We start from the raw sequence: 15,634 nt of genomic DNA, 5'->3' as shown, positions 1-15,634 counted from the left end.
GAATTGCCCACCCCTGGCAATTTCCCTTTTCTATCGCGATAATCGACGCCAGCTATGGAGGGAACACAGCGATGAACGATTTCGATCTTTCCGGCAAGGTGGCGCTGGTGACGGGCGGCAATGGCGGCATTGGTTTAGGGATGGCCGAGGGCCTGGCGCAGGCCGGCTGCGACCTGGTGATCTGGGGCGGCAACCCGGAGAAGAATGCCGCCGCCGAGGCCAAGCTGAAGGCCTATGGCCGCCGCGTGCTGGTGCAGCGTTGCAACGTGGTCAACGAGGCCGAGGTGGAAGCCTGCTTCGCGGAAGCCGTGCAGACCATGGGCCGCATCGACGGCTGTTTTGCCAATGCCGGCGTCAGCCAGAAGCGTGCGCCGATGCACCAGTTGAGCACCGAGGAATGGAAGCGCGTGCTGGGCGTCAACCTGGACGGCGCCTTCTACACTTTGCGCGCCGCCGCCCGCCATATGGTGGAGCGCGCCAAGACCGGCGATGCCTTCGGCCGCCTGGTCGGCATGGCCTCCACCGCCGGCATCCATGGTGCCGCGGGGGCCACCTCCTATGCCGCCACCAAGGGCGCCATGCTGTCGGTGATCCGCGCCCTGGCCGTGGAAATGGCGCGCTACAATGTCACCGCCAATTCCATCCTGCCGGGCTGGATCGAAACCGAGATGACCGCCGCCGGTGTTGCCGATCCGCGCTTTGCCGGCGCCGTGCTGCCGCGCATCCCGGCGCGGCGCTGGGGCCAGGGCAACGATTTCTCCGGCATCGCGGTGTATCTGATGAGCGACGGCAGCCGCTACCATACCGGCGACAGTTTCGTCATCGACGGCGCCTACACCATCTTCTGATGCCGACCATCGCCGCCTATATCGGAGCGGCTTTTGCCGAGATCGCCGGCTGCTTCGCCTTCTGGGCCTGGGCGCGGATGCACAAATCCGCGCTCTGGCTACTGCCCGGCGTAGCGGCGCTGGTGCTGTTCGCCTGGCTGCTGACCAAGGTGGACAGCGATGCAGCCGGCCGCGCCTATGCCGCCTATGGCGGCGTCTATATCGCCGCCTCGCTGCTCTGGCTGTGGGCCGTGGAGGGCATGCGGCCGGATCGCTGGGATATCGCCGGCAGCCTGCTCTGCCTCGCCGGCGCCAGCATCATCCTGTTCGGGCCGCGCAGCGCCTGATCAACCCGGCCTGAGCCGCAGCCATTGCATGCGCAGGATGCCGGCCAGGATCACCCCGCCGCCGATGATCTGCTGCGGCGACACGGCAGCGCCGAAGAACAAGGCCGCCACTAGCACCGAGAAGACCGGTGCCAGATTGCCATAGAGCGATGCCACCGGCACGCCGACATAGCTGACGCCGTAATTCCACAGCACGATGGCCGCCCCTGCCCCGCCCAGCGCCATCCAGGCCAGCATGAACCAGGTGCCGGCGCTCGGCCACTCGGTCGGCAGCCGGCCCGGCGACAGCAGGTTGATGATGACGAAAGCGACGATGATGAAGCCGGCGCCGGCCAGCGAGGTGAGGAAGCTGATGCGGAGCTGGCTCCAGCCCGAGGGCGCCAGCCATTCCTGGGCTTTCAGCGAATAGAGCGTCCAGCTTAGCTGGGCGCCGATCAGCAGCAATTCACCAAGATACGGCGTGCCGCCGCTGGCTTCCGCACGCGGCCGCACCGCATCCACCGCCACCAGGGCGCCGCCGACCACCGCCGCCAGCAGGGCCATGCCGAAGCCGCGCGCCAGCGGCACACGGTAGAGCAGCTTGCTCAAGACGGTGGCGATCAGCGGGCCGCAAGAGATCACGATGGCGGAACTGATCGGGTCCGACAGCATGATGCCGAAAGTGAACATCAGCGAGAAGCAGGCCATCATGGCGCCGAGCCGCACCAAAGGCTGGCGCGGCAGCGGGCCGGCAAAGGGCGAATGGCGGTCAACGATGAGGCACAGCAGGAACATCGGCCCGGCCGGCAGCAGATAGCGGATCAGCGCCAGGAAGAACGGATCGAAGACTTCCGTTGCCAGCGCATGGGTCATCGGGATCATGCCGCCCCACAGGAGCGACGTGAGCACCAGGCCGGCAATGGCCAGGCCGCTGCCCGCTTTTGGCGCTGGGTTCACAGGCTATCCTTCTTCACCAGTCGCGCCTCTACCAGCCGCCACGGCTCAGCCAGCGGTCCAGCATGTCGAAGCGGTCGGCACCCCAGAAGGGTTCGCCATCGGCAAACACGAATGGCGCACCGAACACGCCGCGTTCCGTCACCGCCTGCTCCACCGCCTGCTTGAACGCCGCCTTGGTCTCGGCGCTCTCAAAGCCGGCGCGCAACGCGGCACCATCGATGCCCAGCCCTTCGGCAATCGCCACCACGGTATCGGGCGAAGAGATGTCGCGGCCATCGACGAAATACGCAGTGTAGACCGCCTTGATGAAAGCGGCGGTCTTGTCCGGCAGATGCTGCTGCAGCCAGTATACAGCGCGCGCCGCCGCCTGGGTGGCCAGCGGGAAAATCGCCGGCATGTTGAACGGGATGCCGAGTTCACGCGCCGAGCGGTCGAAATCGCGCCGCGAGTAATCGCCTTTCAGCGGATACTGGGTCAGCGGCTGGGTGCCGGCGATCTTGAAGGCAACGCCGAGCAGCATCGGATGCCAGTTGACGCTACGGCCATGCTTCGCCGCCAGCGCCTCGATGCGCATGGCACCGATATAGGCGTAGGGCGAGGAAAAATCGAAATAGAAATCCAGCGGGGCGGCCATGCTTCCTCCAGGTAGGGCTGTTTTTTGTAAAGTCTAACCGAAGCGGAACAATTGCCTGAAGCGCCGCACCACCGGATGCTCCTCCGGCTCCAGTTCGAGGCCGACCTGGGTGATGCGATTGCCCTTGATCTCGCGCACGATCAGCTCCACCGGCCCGAGCCGCACGCGGTCGCCGACCACCGCCGCATGACGCAGGCGGCGGCGGATATAGGCGCTGAGCGACTCCTCGCGATGGCGCGCCTCAACCTCGACGCCATACATCGCACTGAGGGAGCCGAGCAAGGTATCCGCTGGAATAGTGAACTCGCCGAAAACCTCGTCGCCCGGCACATTGGCGCGGCGCTTGCGGTCTGGCAGCGCGAACAGGCGGTCGAGCGAGAAAAGCTGCTCAGGCGGCGCCAGTACCAGCAGATAGTCGCCGGCTTCCAGCCGTTCCAGCTTGGAACGGTCCATCACTGTGCCATCGCGGATCACCGTGATGATACGGCAGCGTCGCGGCAGCGGGATTTCGGCGTAGTTGTAGCCTTGAGCGATACAGTTCGGCTCCACCCGGTAGCTGGCGATATCGCGGTCCAGCGCATTGCCGAGGTCGATATCGGTACGGGTCGGCGCCTCCACCGGCGGCGGCAATTCCAGGCCGAACAGCCGCGCCGCCACGCCAATGGTCCAGCCTTGCAGCAGCAGCGACGCAACAACACAGAAGAAGGCGATGGAGACATAGATGCCGGCATTTGGCACACCGAACAGCACCGGGATGGTGGCCAGGAAGATCGGCACCGCGCCGCGCAGGCCGACCCAGGAGATGAAGCCGATCTCCGGCAAGGTGTAGCGGAATGGCAGCAGGCAGAGCGCCACGGCCAGCGGCCGCGCCACCACGATCAGGAAAATGGCGACCACGACGCCCGGCACGATATCGGGCCGCATCTCGCTTGGTGTCATCAGCAGGCCAAGCAGCAGAAACATGACGATCTGGCCGAGCCAGCTCAATCCATCGAAGAAGCGCAGCACCACCTGGGCGCCGCGATGACGCCGGTTGCCCAGCACCAGACCGGCGACATAGACCGCGATATAGCCTGACGCCAGCACGAAATGCGCGCCGGAAAAGATCAGCAGCGTCGCTGCCATGGCAACAATGGGATAAAGGCCGCCGGCCACCGGCACCCGGTTGAACAGCGCCACCAGGGCGAAGCCGCCAACCGCGCCGACCAGACAGCCGCCCAGCATCTGCGCCAGGAACTGCAGCAGCAGCATCATGTTGCTCGGCGGCTGGCCCAGGCTGAGCAATTCGACGCAGGCCATGGTGAGGAAGATGGCCATCGGATCGTTGATGCCGGACTCGACTTCCAGCGTGCCGCTGACGCGCTTCTGCAAGGCCATGCCGCGCACATTGAGCAGGAAGAACACGGCTGCCGCGTCGGTTGAGCCGACAATGGCCCCGACCAGGAAGGATTCCAGCCAGCCGAGATTGGTAATCGAGTGGGTCGCCACGGCAACAAGCGTGGCAGTCAACACCACGCCCACGGTCGCAAGGCCCAGGGCTGGCCCCGCCACCAGTTTCACGGTGGTGAATTTGGTACGCAGGCCGCCGTCGAACAGGATGATCGCCAGCGCCGCCGAACCGACCGAATAGGTCAGGTTGAAATCGCTGAAATCAATGCCGCCAGGACCATCAACACCGGCGAGCAGGCCGAGACCGAGGAAGACGAGCAGGAAAGGCACGCCGAAACGGCTGGAGGCCGAGCCGGCAAAAATGCTGACCAGGATCAACAGGGAGGCGATGAACAGTATGTTGTTGGCCTGGCTCAACCCACCCCGTCTCCTTCTGTTGTTTTATCCGCTGCCGGCAAGCGAACGGCTGATCACGAGCCGCTGCACGTCGCTGGTGCCCTCATAGATCTGGCACACCCGCACGTCGCGGTAGATTCGCTCCACCGGGAAATCGGCAAGATAGCCATAACCGCCATGGATCTGGATCGATTCGGAGCATACCTGTTCGGCCATTTCAGACGCAAACAATTTGGCCATGCTGGCTTCTTTCAGGCAGGGCTGGCCGGCATCCTTGAGCCGGGCGGCATTGTGCACCATCAGCCGCGCCGCCTCGATGCGGGTCGCCATGTCAGCCAGCCGGAAGCCGACCGCCTGGTGGTTGATGATCGCGGTGCCGAAGGCCTGGCGCTGGCCGGCATAGGCCAGCGCCGCCTCGAACGCCGCCCGCGCCATGCCCACCGACTGCGCCGCGATGCCGATGCGGCCGGATTCCAGATTGGCCAGCGCAATGCGGTAGCCCTCGCCCTCGGCGCCGAGCAGTGCATCGCCCGGCACCACCATATCCTCGAACACCAACTGGCAGGTATCGGAGCATTTCTGCCCGAGCTTGCTCTCGATGCTGGCGACCTTGAAGCCCGGCAGGTCGGTGCGCACCAGGAAGCAGGAAATGCCGCGCTTGCCGGCTGCCGCATCGGTAACGGCGAAGATCAGCGCCGCCTTGGCGATACTGCCAGAGGTGATGAACTGCTTGGTGCCGCTGATCACCCAGTCGCTGCCCTGGCGCCGCGCCTTGGTCTTGAGGTTGGCGGCATCCGAGCCGGCCTGCGGCTCGGTGAGGCAGAAGGCGCCGATCCATTCGCCGCGCGCCAGCGGCTGCAGGAAGTCGCGCTTCTGCTGTTCGTTGCCATAGCGCAGGATCGCTGCACATACAGGGCTATTATTGACAGACATGATCGTGCTGACGGCGCCATCGGCGGCGGCGATTTCCTCCAGCGCCAGCACATAGCTGACGAAATCGGCTCCCGCCCCGCCCCATTCCTCCGGCACGCCCATGCCGAGCAGGCCAAGCCCGCCCATCTCGCGCAGCAGTTCCAGCGGCGGCTTGGCGCTGCGGTCACGTTCCTGCGCCCCCGGCGCCAGGCGGTCGCGGGCGAAATCGCGCGCCATGTCGCGGATCATGCTCTGGTCCTGGCTCAGCATGGTTAGTTCTCTCCCGTTTGCTTCACGCCCAGGCTTTTCGCCAGATCGGGCAGGTCTTCCACCGCCAGCGGCTTGCCGGCCTTGGCGCAATAGAGCGCATCGAGGCGCAGGTTGCCCTCGGTCATCGGTTCAGCCTTGGCCTTGCCGTTCGGTGGCTCGGCTGGCTCGGCACTCGGGGCGTAGAGCCCGAGGCTCAGGCATTCGCGTACGCCAAGCGAAAAGCGCCGGGCCGTCGCCAGCCCCAAGCCGGTGAACAACACCCGGTCGGCCTGATCGAGCGGTTTCAGCGGCGGCGTTTCCAGGCCCTTCAGCAGCGTGGCCGCGCTCTTTTGCAGATCGACGCGGCCACCGATGTAATGCTCGCTGTCGGTGAAATCGCGCAGGCCGGCCAGGGCGAAGGCGCCACCGGTTTCCTGTGCCTTCCAGAAATAGCGCTCGACGCGGTAGCCAATCGAGCTGGCCATCGCCTCCGCCTTTTCAGGATGCGCCTGCAGGCCGGGCGCGCGCCAATGCAGCCGCGCCTCGGCACCGCGCAGCACCTGCCAGCGCTCATCTGCGTGCAGAGCAGTTGCCAGCAGCGTGGCGATCAGGCAGCCGAGAACAAGCCAGGCGCGGGTCACGCGGTCTCCTGGAAGATTTCACGGCCGATCAACATGCGGCGGATTTCAGACGTGCCGGCGCCGATCTCGTAGAGCTTGGCATCGCGCAGCAGGCGGCCGGTGGCATTGTCGTTGATATAGCCGTTGCCGCCGAGAATCTGGATCGCATCCAGCGCCGCCTTGGTCGCCTTCTCGGCGGCAAAGAGAATGGCGCCGGCAGCATCCTTGCGCGTGGTCTTGCCCTTGTCGCAGGCTTTCGCCACGGCATACACGTAAGCGCGGGTCGCGTTCATCTCGGTATACATGTCGGCCAGCTTGGCCTGGATAAGCTGGAAGGTGCCGATCGGCTCGCCGAACTGTTTGCGGTCATGCACATAGGGCACCACGATATCGAACGCCGCCTGCATGATGCCGATGGGACCGGCGGCGAGCACGGCGCGCTCGTAATCCAGGCCGCTCATCAGCACGTTGACGCCACGACCGACCGTGCCGAGCACATTCTCCTCCGGCACTTCGCAATCCTGGAACACCAGCTCGCCGGTTTCCGAGCCGCGCATGCCGAGCTTGTCCAGCTTCTGCGCGATGGAGAAGCCCTTGAAGCCCTTCTCGATCAGGAAGGCGGTGATGCCGCGCGGGCCGGCGGCCGGATCGGTCTTGGCATAGACCACCAGCACATCGGCGCTGGGGCCGTTGGTGATCCACATCTTCGAGCCGTTGAGGATGTAGCGGTCGCCCTTCTTGTCGGCGCGCAGCTTCATCGACACCACGTCGGAGCCGGCATTCGGCTCGCTCATCGCCAGGGCGCCGAGATGCGCGCCAGAGATCAGTTTCGGCAAGTAACGCCGCTTCTGCTCGGGCGAGCCGTTGCGGCTGATCTGGTTGACGCAGAGATTGGAATGAGCGCCATAGGACAGGCCGACGGAGGCCGAGCCACGGCTCACCTCCTCCATGGCGATGACGTGTTCGAGATAGCCGAGGCCGGAGCCGCCATATTCCTCCTCCGCCGTGATGCCGTGCAGGCCGAGTTCACCCATCTTCGGCCACAGGTCGCGCGGGAACTCGTCGGTACGGTCGATTTCGTCGGCGCGCGGCGCGAGTTCCGCATCGACAAAGGCGCGGGTCGACTGGCGCAGCATGTCGGCGGTTTCACCGAGGTCGAAATCCAGGGTGGGATAGCTGTTGGAGATCATGGCGGGGTTTCCTCAAGACTCTTCAAAGCGGGCGGGACTTTAGCCTGCCACCAAGTGACTGTCATTTCCTGGCGGGTATCACTTTTTAGGCGGGGCATCTGGGCGCCCAAGCAGGCACATCATGGTGGCCAGGCCGGTGGCGCAGGCGACCTCACGGCCCCCTTGGATGCCCACCACGTCCATGGTGCAGATGGTCAGGGTGCGGCCATGTTTGCTCACCTGGCTGCGCGCCAGCAGGCGGTCGGCATCGGCCGGCGCCAGCAGGTTCAGCTTGTATTCCACGGTCAGCACCGTGGCGTCAGTGGGAAACAGGCTATAGGCGGCATAACCTGCGGCGCTGTCGGCAATCATGCCGACCATGCCGCCATGCACGAAGCCATGCTGCTGCGTCACCTCATGGCGCCGCAGCAGTTCCACCTCGCAGAAGCCGGGCTCGATCCGGCTCATGGTGGCGCCGATCAGATGCATCGCCGGCTGGCGGTTGAAGCTGTCGCGGCAGCGGGCGGCAAAATCCGGGTCTTTGGGAATAAACGCCGTCATGCGGCGGCTCCCTGGGCCAGATTCTGTCCTGGCGTTGGCAGGCCAAAGGCCGAGGCCACGCCGGCGGCAAATGCAGCCGGAAACGCCCGGGCGCGGCGGCTGTTCAGGTCGAGGCAGACACCAGTCAGCCGCGCCGCCATCGCTATCCTGTCATCGCCCACGCGCACCAGCCGGTGGCGGAACACGATCTTGCGCTCGGCGATGGTTTCCACCCCGGTTTCCATCCGCACCAGATCGCCGCCGCGCAATTCGGCCTGGTAGTCGATCTCCGCCCGCACCGCGGCAACGCCCAGATTCTCCTCGGCCGACCGGGCACGGTCGAGGCCATGCATGGCCAGGAAGGCAAAAGCGGCATCGCCAAGCCAGCCCATATAGTGACTGACATTGACATGCCCGAGATGATCGCAATGCCAGGCCTGGGCCATCAGGCGCAGGGTTTCGACGTAACGGTCCGTCATGGCGGCCTCCGGGATCGGTTTCCTCGCCCGCAATGCTAGCCAGGCAGCAGGAATAGAGGAAATCGATTGTTTTTATCTGGGGAATAGGCTTTCTCTATGCCGCATGAACATCAGCCAGATCCGCTATTTCATGGCCGTGGTGGAAACCGGCAATTTCACCAAGGCGGCCGAGCGTGCCAACATCACCCAGCCGACACTTTCCGCCGGCATCAAGCGCCTGGAGGAAGACCTCGGCGCCGCCCTGTTCGAGCGCGGCCGGGGCGCGGCGCTGACACCGGCCGGCGCCCGCTTCCTGCCGCGCGCCCGGGTGATGCTGCAGGAATGGACCGCCGCGCGGCGTGAATTGCGCCAGACCAGGCCGGCGCGGCAACGGCTGCGGCTTGGCCATATGCCCGGTCTGCCGCTGCGTGGCCTCTCCAGCCTGCTCGGCGGTTTCGCCGCAGCGCAGCCGGACGTAGCCCTGGAAACCCTGGAGGCGCCGCCGGCCACGCTCAAGCGGCGGCTGGAGCTTGGCCGCCTGGATGCCGCCCTGCTGCTGCTCACCGAGAATGCCGGCGACACGGCCTTACCGATGTTCCGCCAGCGTTATCGCCTGGTGGTGCCGGCAAGGCATCCGCTGGCGCACCGTGCCAGCGTGCGCATCGCTGAACTGCATGACCAGGCTTTCGTGATTCACCCCGATGCGGCGGTGATGCCGATGAGCGAACAGCTTTTCGCCCAGCATAATGCCCGCCCGCGCATTGTCGGCAAGGCGGAAAGCGATGCCGCCCTGCTGGCGCTGGTGGAAGCCGGCTTAGGCATCGCCATTGTGCCGCATTGGCTCAGCCATTCCGAAGCGGTGGCCAGCCTGAGCTTACCGGAACTGAAGCTGTATCACCGCATCGGGCTGCTGTGGCAGGGCGAACCCGGCCCGGCACTCAGCCTGCTCACCGCCTATGCCGCCGGCCATACCTGGAGCATGGCCGAGACGCCGATCGGGCATTGAGCCGCCGCTAGCCCTGGTGCAGCGACCGCAGGCTCTTGCCCATCAGGCCATCGGCATGGTCCTGCGCATCGACCACAGCGACGGCGCTCATGTTGACCAGGCCACGCACAGTGACATTGCGCGACACGATATGCGCCGAGCGCGCCATGCCCATCAGGATCGGGCCGACATAGAAGCCCTGCTCAAGCTGGCGCACCAGGTTGGCGGCGATATTGGCCGCTTCCAAGTTCGGCATGATCAGGATATTGGCGGCGCCGCTGAGCTTGTTGTTCGGCATCGTCTTTTCGCGGATCGCGGCGGACAGCGCGGCATCCGCCTTCATCTCGCCCTCAATCTCCAGATCGGGGAATTCCGCCTGCAGCAGGCGCACCGCATCGCGCATCTTGCGCGCGGCGACGGAATTGGATGAGCCGAAATTTGAATTGGACAGCAGCGCGATCTTCGGCGTAACGCCAAAGCGCAAAGCCTCTTCCGCCGCCAGACGGGTGATCTGCACCACTTCCGGCACCGTCGGATCGGCCGCGACATTGCTGTCGGCGATGAAGATCACACCCTGCGGCAGCACCAGCAGCTGCATCGCGGCCGGACGCGACACGCCGGTACGCAGGCCCAGCACATCGAGCAGATGCGGCAGATGGTGGTCATACTGGCCAACGGCGCCGCAGATCATCGCATCGGCATCGCCGCGATGCACCGCCATGGCGGCGATCACTGTGGTATTGGTGCGGATAATGGTGCGGGCATCGTCGGGCGCCACGCCACGGCGGGCCATCAGGTTGAAGTAACCGGTCCAGTATTCGTTGTAGCGGTCGTCGCGCTCGGGATCGACCAGTTCGACATTCTCGCCGAGCTTGAGGCGCAGGCCGAGCTTCTCGATGCGGCGCTCCACCACGCTGCGGCGGCCGATCAGGATCGGCAGCGCCAGCTTGTCGTCGGCCACGATCTGGGCCGCGCGCAGCACGCGCTCGTCCTCGCCCTCGGCATAGATCAGACGCATGGCACGGCTTTTCGCGCGCTCGAAGATCGGGCGCATGATGAAGCCGGTGCGGTAGACGAAGCGCTCCAGGCTCTGGCGGTAGGCTTCAAGATCGGCGATCGGGCGCGTCGCCACGCCGCTTTCCATTGCCGCCTTGGCCACCGCCGGCGCGATCTCCAGGATCAGGCGCGGGTCGAACGGTTTCGGGATGAAGTAGTCCGGGCCGAAGCTGATATCCTGGTCCGGGCCATAGGCGCGGGCCACCACATCGGAAATCTCGGCCATCGCCAGATCGGCGATGGCACGCACGGCGGCCATTTCCATCTGGGTGTTGATGGTGGTGGCGCCGACATCGAGCGCACCACGGAACAGGAACGGGAAACACAGCACGTTGTTGACCTGGTTCGGATAGTCCGAACGCCCGGTGGCCATGATCACGTCCGGCCGCGCCGCCTTGGCGATTTCGGGCAGGATTTCCGGCGTCGGGTTGGCCAGTGCCAGGATCAGCGGCTTCGGCCCCATCTTGGCCACCATCTCCGGCTTCAGCACGCCGCCGGCGGAAAGGCCTAAGAACACATCGGCGCCGGCAATGGCGTCGCCGAGCGTGCGGTGGTTGGTCGGGCGGGCATAGCGCGCCTTGAATTCGTCCATCTGCTCGGTGCGGCCTTCATAGACCACGCCGACGATATCGGTGACGACGATGTTCTCGCGCTTCATGCCGAGTTCGACCAGCAGGTCGAGGCAGGCCAGCGCCGCGGCACCGGCACCGGAGGCGACCAGGCGCACGTCTTCCATGGTCTTGCCGACCACGCGCAGGCCGTTGAGGATCGCGGCGGCGACCGTGATCGCGGTGCCGTGCTGATCGTCATGGAATACCGGGATGTTCATGCGGGCGCGCAAGGCGCGCTCCACCACGAAGCATTCCGGCGCCTTGATGTCTTCCAGGTTGATGCCGCCGAAGGTCGGTTCCAGGGCAGCGACGATCTCGACCAGCTTTTCCGGGTCGGTCTGGTTCACCTCGATGTCGAACACATCTATGCCGGCGAATTTCTTGAACAGCACCGCCTTGCCTTCCATCACGGGCTTGGAGGCAAGCGGGCCAATATTGCCAAGGCCGAGGACGGCGGTGCCATTGGAGATCACGGCAACCAGATTGCCGCGCGCGGTCAGCTCGGCGGCCTGGGCCGGATCGTCGGCAATGGCGCGGCAGGCGGCGGCGACACCGGGGCTGTAGGCGAGTGCAAGATCGCGCTGGGTAGCCAGCGGCTTGGTGGCCGCGATCTCAAGTTTACCCGGCCGCGGCAGCCGGTGATATTCGAGGGCTGCGCGATCAAGCTCGTCTGTCATGTGTCTGGTGCTTCCGGGAAGGCCCCGGCGGTCTACCCGCTGCGGGGGCAAATAATGGTGCGGTCGAAAAGACTCGAACTTTCACGGCCTTTCGGCCACAGCGACCTCAACGCTGCGCGTCTACCAATTCCGCCACGACCGCAAACCGGGCGACGCGGGGGTGTAGCAAATCCTCACCCCGCCTTCAAGGACCCTGGCGGACCGATTTGGGCAAATTAGTCATCCGACCCATTCGCGTCAGTCATCCGACATGGTGTCGGTGATCGAGACCGCCACCTTCTCGCCGGAAATCACGATTTCGCCCCGGGCAATCAGCTTGTTGTTGGCGAAAATCCAGGCATGGTCGTCGACGCTGGCATCCAGTTCGATGACGGCGCCACGGCCCACTTTCAGCACTTGGTGGATCGGCATGGTGGCCTTGCCGAGCACGACCGAAATCTCGACCGTCACATCGTTGACGGCATTATTGGCGGGCATGGCAAACCTTTCCCCGGCCTTTCCTTCGGCAGCCGGCGCCGCTACATAGCCCCTGCTACATAGCCGCTGTCTGGTTAGTATATGGTAAATCCATGCAAGTGATACCCCCTGCTTCCGACCGCCTGGAAACCGAGGCCGGCGCCATTGACTGGGCCGTCAGCGACGCCCCGGTGCCTTACCTGGAAGCCGTGGCGGCCATGGAGGCCCGGGTCGCCGCGATCCATGCCGGCCAGGCCAATGAGATGATCTGGCTGCTGGAGCACCCGCCGCTCTACACGGCCGGCACCTCGGCCAAGCCCGGCGACCTGCTGGATTCGCGCTTCCCGGTCTTCGCCACCGGGCGCGGCGGGCAATACACTTACCATGGCCCCGGCCAGCGCATTGTCTATGTGATGCTCGATCTCGGCCGGCGCGGCCGCGACCTGCGGAATTACGTCTGCGGACTGGAAGACTGGGTTATTCACACACTCGGGCGATATAATATCCGCGCCGAGCGCCGGGAAGGCCGGGTCGGGGTCTGGGTGCCGCGCCCGGATCAGGCCCCGGAAGGCCGCGAGGACAAGATCGCAGCCATCGGCGTCCGCGTCCGCCACTGGGTCAGCTTCCATGGCCTGAGCCTGAATGTGGAGCCCGAGCTGAGCCATTACGGCGGCATCGTGCCGTGCGGCATTCACAACCAGGAAGCGACACCCTTCGGCGTTACCTCCCTGGTCGATCTGGGCTTGCCGGTCAGCCTGGCGGATGTCGACAGCCAGCTCCGCGCCAGCATCGATGGCAGCCTGTTCGCCCGGCTGACCGCATCACGCTGCGGTTAATCTAAAAAATTAGATCATAATAATATTATAAATAACTATATTTACTTATTTTTCTTTCTTTCCATGGCGCGGCGCTGCTGCCGTGTCATGGTTGCCGGATCGACTTCCTGCAGCTTTTGCGCCCGGATCGCCCTGCCTGACAGATAGAAGACGTAAATTGCTGTAATAACAGCAAGAACGCCGCCGCCAAGCCAGACATTGCCGCTCAGATACCAGGTCAGGCCGCCACCGGCCATTGAAGCCACATAGCAGGTGATCCATTGCTGCCATGTCAGTTTAACTGGATTTTTCTTCTTTTCCATATTCTTAAGCCGATTTCACGAGAGATTACTGCGTCTGGTCGAAGCTGTGGGTGGCAAGCAGGGCGGCCTTGCCCTCCTCGGCCAGCGGCGCCAGTTCGACGCGCTCGACGCGGGCCATGGCCGGGCCATCCCAGAGCTGGCCGGCCAGCATGTCCAGGTTGTAGGGCTGACCGCGCGCGACGACCTCGACCCCGCCATCGGCACGGTTCTTCACCCAGCCGGCCAGGCCGAGCAGCCGGGCCCGCCCGACGGTCCAGAAGCGGAAGCCGACGCCTTGCACTTTGCCGGCGATCAGGTAGCGGCGCATTTCCATTCCCGGACCTTACGGTCGGGCTGGACGGTTCACAAGGTAGATGCCGAGCACGATCGGCAGGCAGCCGATCAGGTCGGCCGGGTCGACCGCCTCGCCCAGTACCAGCCAGCCGAGGCCGAGGCCGAGCGGCGGAATCAGGAAGTGGTAGCTGCTGGCGGCGGTGGCGCTGTATTGCCGCAGCAGGTGCAGCCAGAGCAGGTAGCCGCCGATGGATACCGCCAGCACCTGGTAGGCCAGGCTGCCGATAAAGCGCGGCGTCCAATGCAGACTCTCCCAGCCTTCCAGCCAGAGCCCGAGCGGCAACAAGGCCAGGCCGGCGCTGAGGCATTGCAGGCCGGTGCTCCAGACCAGGCCAAGCCCGCCCCCCAGGCGCTTGAACAGCACCGTCCCGAGCACCATGGAGAGGACGGCGGCCACGGCATAGGCCAGGCCCAGCGGATCATCCCCCATCACCACCCGGTGACGCAGGATCCACCAGACCCCGAACAGCCCCAGGGCAAGGCCGGCCAGCCGCGCCAGTCCCAGCCGCTCGCGCAGCAGCAGGGCGGCCAGGAAACCGGTCAGGATCGGGTTGGTGGAGATGATCACGCTGGCCAGGCCGGAGGAAATCCGCGCCATGGCATGGTGGCTGAAGCCGAGATAGATGGCGTTGTTAAGCAGCCCGAGCAGCACGGCGATGCCAAGCGCCCGCCAGGTGAGTAGCGCCCGTCCCTCACGCCAGGCCGCCAGGCCGAGCAGCAGCAGCCCGGCCAGCAGGAAGCGCACCCCCAGGAACAGCTTCGGCGGCGCATCGGCCAGGCCGATCTTCGCCACCGTGAAGGCCGAGGCCCAGATCAGGCAGAACAGCAACGCCAGGGCCAGAAGCCCGCTGCGACCCGGCTGAGCGGCTTCAGGGATAGGAACGGCGGTGGACATGGCTTTCTCCTTAAACCGGCCGCGACCTTATGGAAACCGCCTGACATTTGGAAATTAAATGATAGAATTCATTTGATTGGATTTGTGAATGATATGATCCCAGACCTCGATATCGACCTGCTGCGCTGCCTGGTGGCGGTGGTGGATGCTGGTGGCTTCACCCGCGCCGGCGAGCGGGTCCACCGCACCCAATCCACCGTCAGCCAGCAGATCCAGCGCCTGGAAGCGGCGGTGGGCAAACCGCTGCTGCTGCGCGAAGGTCGCAAGGTCAGCCCGACCGACGAGGGCGAACGGCTGCTCGCCTATGCCCGCCGTATCCTGTCGCTGCACGACGAAGCCCGCGCCCTTGTCGGCGCCACGCCCGGCCAGCCGCTGCTGCGGCTCGGCATCACCGAGGATTTCGCCAGCCGGCATCTCACCGAGGTACTGGCCCGCTTCGCCCGCGAGCGCGGCGGCGCCCGCCTGGATGTGCGCTGCGACCTCAGCGTGGTGCTGCGCGGCGAGATCGAGCGCGGCGAACTGGATGTGATCCTGGTGAAGCAGGAGCCGGGCGAGCGCGGCGGCATCGCCACCTGGCGCGATCCGGTGCATTGGGTGGCAGCCCGCGAGGCGGCACCACTGGACCAGGCCCCCCTGCCGCTCGCGGTCTACCCGCAAGGCTGCATCTACCGCAACCGCGCCATTCATGCCCTGGAGAAAGCCGGCCGGGCCTGGCGGCTGGCCTATACCAGCCCCAGTCTGGCCGGGCTGCAGGCGGCGATTGCCAGCGGCATCGGCATCGGCCCGCTGGGCACTACCGCGCTCCGGCCCGACCATTGTGTGCTGGGGCCGGAAAGCGGCCTGCCGCCGCTGCCAGAGGCCGAGCTGGTGCTGCATCGCGCCCGCACTGCGCGCGGCGCGGCGGTGGAGGCGCTGCTGGAGGCGATGCGGGCGGCCCTGGACCAGGAAACGGCACAATTGGGCCGCAATGCTGCCTGAATTGGCGGGCAGACTATTCGCCGTAAAG

General features: G+C 65.4%; 18 protein-coding genes and 1 tRNA gene. 5 read left to right on the top strand and 14 right to left on the bottom strand.

The window, feature by feature from the left end; genetic code table 11:
• Window positions 1-71 precede the first annotated feature (71 nt).
• Both V6B08_RS12020 and V6B08_RS12015 read left to right on the top strand, forming a co-directional pair.
• The gene (locus V6B08_RS12020; RefSeq protein ID WP_341981007.1) at window positions 72-848 is read left to right on the top strand and encodes an SDR family NAD(P)-dependent oxidoreductase; all 777 of its coding nucleotides are present in this window, start codon (window positions 72-74) and stop codon (window positions 846-848) included.
• Window positions 848-1,174, top strand: coding sequence for a YnfA family protein (locus V6B08_RS12015; RefSeq protein WP_341981005.1), 327 nt, complete (start codon window positions 848-850; stop codon window positions 1,172-1,174). The genes V6B08_RS12020 and V6B08_RS12015 overlap by 1 nt, the downstream gene beginning before the upstream one ends.
• Here V6B08_RS12015 and V6B08_RS12010 read toward each other — a convergent pair whose 3' ends face one another.
• From V6B08_RS12010 to V6B08_RS11975, 8 genes are all read right to left on the bottom strand, one after another.
• Window positions 1,175-2,110 (bottom strand): DMT family transporter, encoded by a 936-nt coding sequence (locus V6B08_RS12010; RefSeq protein WP_341981004.1) that lies wholly within the window; start codon window positions 2,108-2,110, stop codon window positions 1,175-1,177.
• A 28-nt stretch (window positions 2,111-2,138) separates the two neighbouring features.
• Complete coding sequence (locus V6B08_RS12005; protein ID WP_341981002.1) at window positions 2,139-2,744, bottom strand: 2-hydroxychromene-2-carboxylate isomerase; 606 nt, start codon at window positions 2,742-2,744, stop codon at window positions 2,139-2,141.
• A 33-nt stretch (window positions 2,745-2,777) separates the two neighbouring features.
• Window positions 2,778-4,550 (bottom strand): potassium/proton antiporter, encoded by a 1,773-nt coding sequence (locus V6B08_RS12000; RefSeq protein ID WP_341981000.1) that lies wholly within the window; start codon window positions 4,548-4,550, stop codon window positions 2,778-2,780.
• A 24-nt stretch (window positions 4,551-4,574) separates the two neighbouring features.
• On the bottom strand, window positions 4,575-5,711 hold the full coding sequence (locus V6B08_RS11995) for an acyl-CoA dehydrogenase family protein (RefSeq protein ID WP_341980998.1): 1,137 nt from the start codon (window positions 5,709-5,711) through the stop codon (window positions 4,575-4,577).
• Between the two features lie 2 nt (window positions 5,712-5,713).
• Complete coding sequence (locus V6B08_RS11990) at window positions 5,714-6,331, bottom strand: hypothetical protein (RefSeq protein ID WP_341980995.1); 618 nt, start codon at window positions 6,329-6,331, stop codon at window positions 5,714-5,716.
• Entirely contained in the window at window positions 6,328-7,500 is a 1,173-nt protein-coding gene (locus tag V6B08_RS11985) for an isovaleryl-CoA dehydrogenase (protein WP_341980993.1), read from the bottom strand. The genes V6B08_RS11990 and V6B08_RS11985 overlap by 4 nt, the downstream gene beginning before the upstream one ends.
• Before the next feature lie 78 nt (window positions 7,501-7,578).
• Window positions 7,579-8,040, bottom strand: coding sequence for a PaaI family thioesterase (locus tag V6B08_RS11980; protein ID WP_341980991.1), 462 nt, complete (start codon window positions 8,038-8,040; stop codon window positions 7,579-7,581).
• Window positions 8,037-8,498, bottom strand: a complete 462-nt coding sequence (locus V6B08_RS11975; protein WP_341980988.1) for an acyl-CoA thioesterase — start codon at window positions 8,496-8,498, stop codon at window positions 8,037-8,039. Before V6B08_RS11975 ends, V6B08_RS11980 begins: the two co-directional genes overlap by 4 nt.
• 103 nt (window positions 8,499-8,601) lie before the next feature.
• Between V6B08_RS11975 and V6B08_RS11970 the strand changes: the two genes are divergently transcribed.
• Window positions 8,602-9,483, top strand: a complete 882-nt coding sequence (locus V6B08_RS11970) for a LysR family transcriptional regulator (protein WP_341980986.1) — start codon at window positions 8,602-8,604, stop codon at window positions 9,481-9,483.
• Between the two features lie 7 nt (window positions 9,484-9,490).
• On the opposite strand, the gene V6B08_RS11965 is transcribed toward V6B08_RS11970, so the two are convergent.
• The 3 genes from V6B08_RS11965 to V6B08_RS11955 all read right to left on the bottom strand — a co-directional run bounded on the left by V6B08_RS11965 (window position 9,491) and on the right by V6B08_RS11955 (window position 12,283).
• The gene (locus tag V6B08_RS11965; RefSeq protein WP_341980983.1) at window positions 9,491-11,806 is read right to left on the bottom strand and encodes an NADP-dependent malic enzyme; all 2,316 of its coding nucleotides are present in this window, start codon (window positions 11,804-11,806) and stop codon (window positions 9,491-9,493) included.
• Between the two features lie 55 nt (window positions 11,807-11,861).
• A tRNA-Leu gene (locus tag V6B08_RS11960) sits at window positions 11,862-11,948 on the bottom strand.
• A 95-nt stretch (window positions 11,949-12,043) separates the two neighbouring features.
• On the bottom strand, window positions 12,044-12,283 hold the full coding sequence (locus V6B08_RS11955) for a FliM/FliN family flagellar motor switch protein (RefSeq protein WP_341980980.1): 240 nt from the start codon (window positions 12,281-12,283) through the stop codon (window positions 12,044-12,046).
• 92 nt (window positions 12,284-12,375) lie between these two features.
• Here V6B08_RS11955 and lipB point away from each other — a divergent pair, with 92 nt between their 5' ends.
• Window positions 12,376-13,098, top strand: coding sequence for a lipoyl(octanoyl) transferase LipB (gene lipB / locus V6B08_RS11950; protein ID WP_341980977.1), 723 nt, complete (start codon window positions 12,376-12,378; stop codon window positions 13,096-13,098).
• Between the two features lie 41 nt (window positions 13,099-13,139).
• On the opposite strand, the gene V6B08_RS11945 is transcribed toward lipB, so the two are convergent.
• From V6B08_RS11945 to V6B08_RS11935, 3 genes are read right to left on the bottom strand one after another with little or no spacing between them, the layout of a single operon-like run.
• Window positions 13,140-13,400 carry a hypothetical protein gene (locus V6B08_RS11945; RefSeq protein WP_341980974.1) on the bottom strand — a complete coding sequence of 87 codons (261 nt, stop codon included), beginning with the start codon at window positions 13,398-13,400 and terminating at the stop codon, window positions 13,140-13,142.
• Window positions 13,401-13,425: 25 nt separating this feature from the next.
• Window positions 13,426-13,707 (bottom strand): acylphosphatase, encoded by a 282-nt coding sequence (locus tag V6B08_RS11940; protein WP_341980971.1) that lies wholly within the window; start codon window positions 13,705-13,707, stop codon window positions 13,426-13,428.
• A 15-nt stretch (window positions 13,708-13,722) separates the two neighbouring features.
• The gene (locus V6B08_RS11935; protein ID WP_341980969.1) at window positions 13,723-14,628 is read right to left on the bottom strand and encodes a DMT family transporter; all 906 of its coding nucleotides are present in this window, start codon (window positions 14,626-14,628) and stop codon (window positions 13,723-13,725) included.
• Between the two features lie 93 nt (window positions 14,629-14,721).
• On the opposite strand from V6B08_RS11935, the gene V6B08_RS11930 reads away from it, so the two are divergent.
• Complete coding sequence (locus V6B08_RS11930; protein ID WP_341981641.1) at window positions 14,722-15,606, top strand: LysR substrate-binding domain-containing protein; 885 nt, start codon at window positions 14,722-14,724, stop codon at window positions 15,604-15,606.
• Window positions 15,607-15,634: the final 28 nt, after the last annotated feature.

Origin of the sequence: Ferrovibrio sp. MS7, assembly GCF_038404985.1 — a bacterium.
GTDB classification, from domain to species: Bacteria; Pseudomonadota; Alphaproteobacteria; order Ferrovibrionales; family Ferrovibrionaceae; genus Ferrovibrio; species Ferrovibrio plantarum.
The sequence above is the reverse complement of the archived record's forward strand: the minus strand, read 5'-3'. Positions and strand labels throughout refer to the sequence as shown.

Bases quoted from the DNA above. Each gene is read 5' to 3' on its own strand.
- V6B08_RS12020 (WP_341981007.1), top strand. From the start codon at position 72: ATGAACGATTTCGATCTTTCCGGCAAGGTGGCGCTGGTGACGGGCGGC.
- V6B08_RS12015 (WP_341981005.1), top strand. From the start codon at position 848: ATGCCGACCATCGCCGCCTATATCGGAGCGGCTTTTGCCGAGATCGCC.
- V6B08_RS12005 (WP_341981002.1), bottom strand. From the start codon at position 2,744: ATGGCCGCCCCGCTGGATTTCTATTTCGATTTTTCCTCGCCCTACGCC.
- V6B08_RS11995 (WP_341980998.1), bottom strand. From the start codon at position 5,711: ATGCTGAGCCAGGACCAGAGCATGATCCGCGACATGGCGCGCGATTTC.
- V6B08_RS11985 (WP_341980993.1), bottom strand. From the start codon at position 7,500: ATGATCTCCAACAGCTATCCCACCCTGGATTTCGACCTCGGTGAAACC.
- V6B08_RS11980 (WP_341980991.1), bottom strand. From the start codon at position 8,040: ATGACGGCGTTTATTCCCAAAGACCCGGATTTTGCCGCCCGCTGCCGC.
- V6B08_RS11975 (WP_341980988.1), bottom strand. From the start codon at position 8,498: ATGACGGACCGTTACGTCGAAACCCTGCGCCTGATGGCCCAGGCCTGG.
- V6B08_RS11970 (WP_341980986.1), top strand. From the start codon at position 8,602: ATGAACATCAGCCAGATCCGCTATTTCATGGCCGTGGTGGAAACCGGC.
- V6B08_RS11965 (WP_341980983.1), bottom strand. From the start codon at position 11,806: ATGACAGACGAGCTTGATCGCGCAGCCCTCGAATATCACCGGCTGCCG.
- V6B08_RS11955 (WP_341980980.1), bottom strand. From the start codon at position 12,283: ATGCCCGCCAATAATGCCGTCAACGATGTGACGGTCGAGATTTCGGTC.
- lipB (WP_341980977.1), top strand. From the start codon at position 12,376: ATGCAAGTGATACCCCCTGCTTCCGACCGCCTGGAAACCGAGGCCGGC.
- V6B08_RS11945 (WP_341980974.1), bottom strand. From the start codon at position 13,400: ATGGAAAAGAAGAAAAATCCAGTTAAACTGACATGGCAGCAATGGATC.
- V6B08_RS11940 (WP_341980971.1), bottom strand. From the start codon at position 13,707: ATGCGCCGCTACCTGATCGCCGGCAAAGTGCAAGGCGTCGGCTTCCGC.
- V6B08_RS11935 (WP_341980969.1), bottom strand. From the start codon at position 14,628: ATGTCCACCGCCGTTCCTATCCCTGAAGCCGCTCAGCCGGGTCGCAGC.
- V6B08_RS11930 (WP_341981641.1), top strand. From the start codon at position 14,722: ATGATCCCAGACCTCGATATCGACCTGCTGCGCTGCCTGGTGGCGGTG.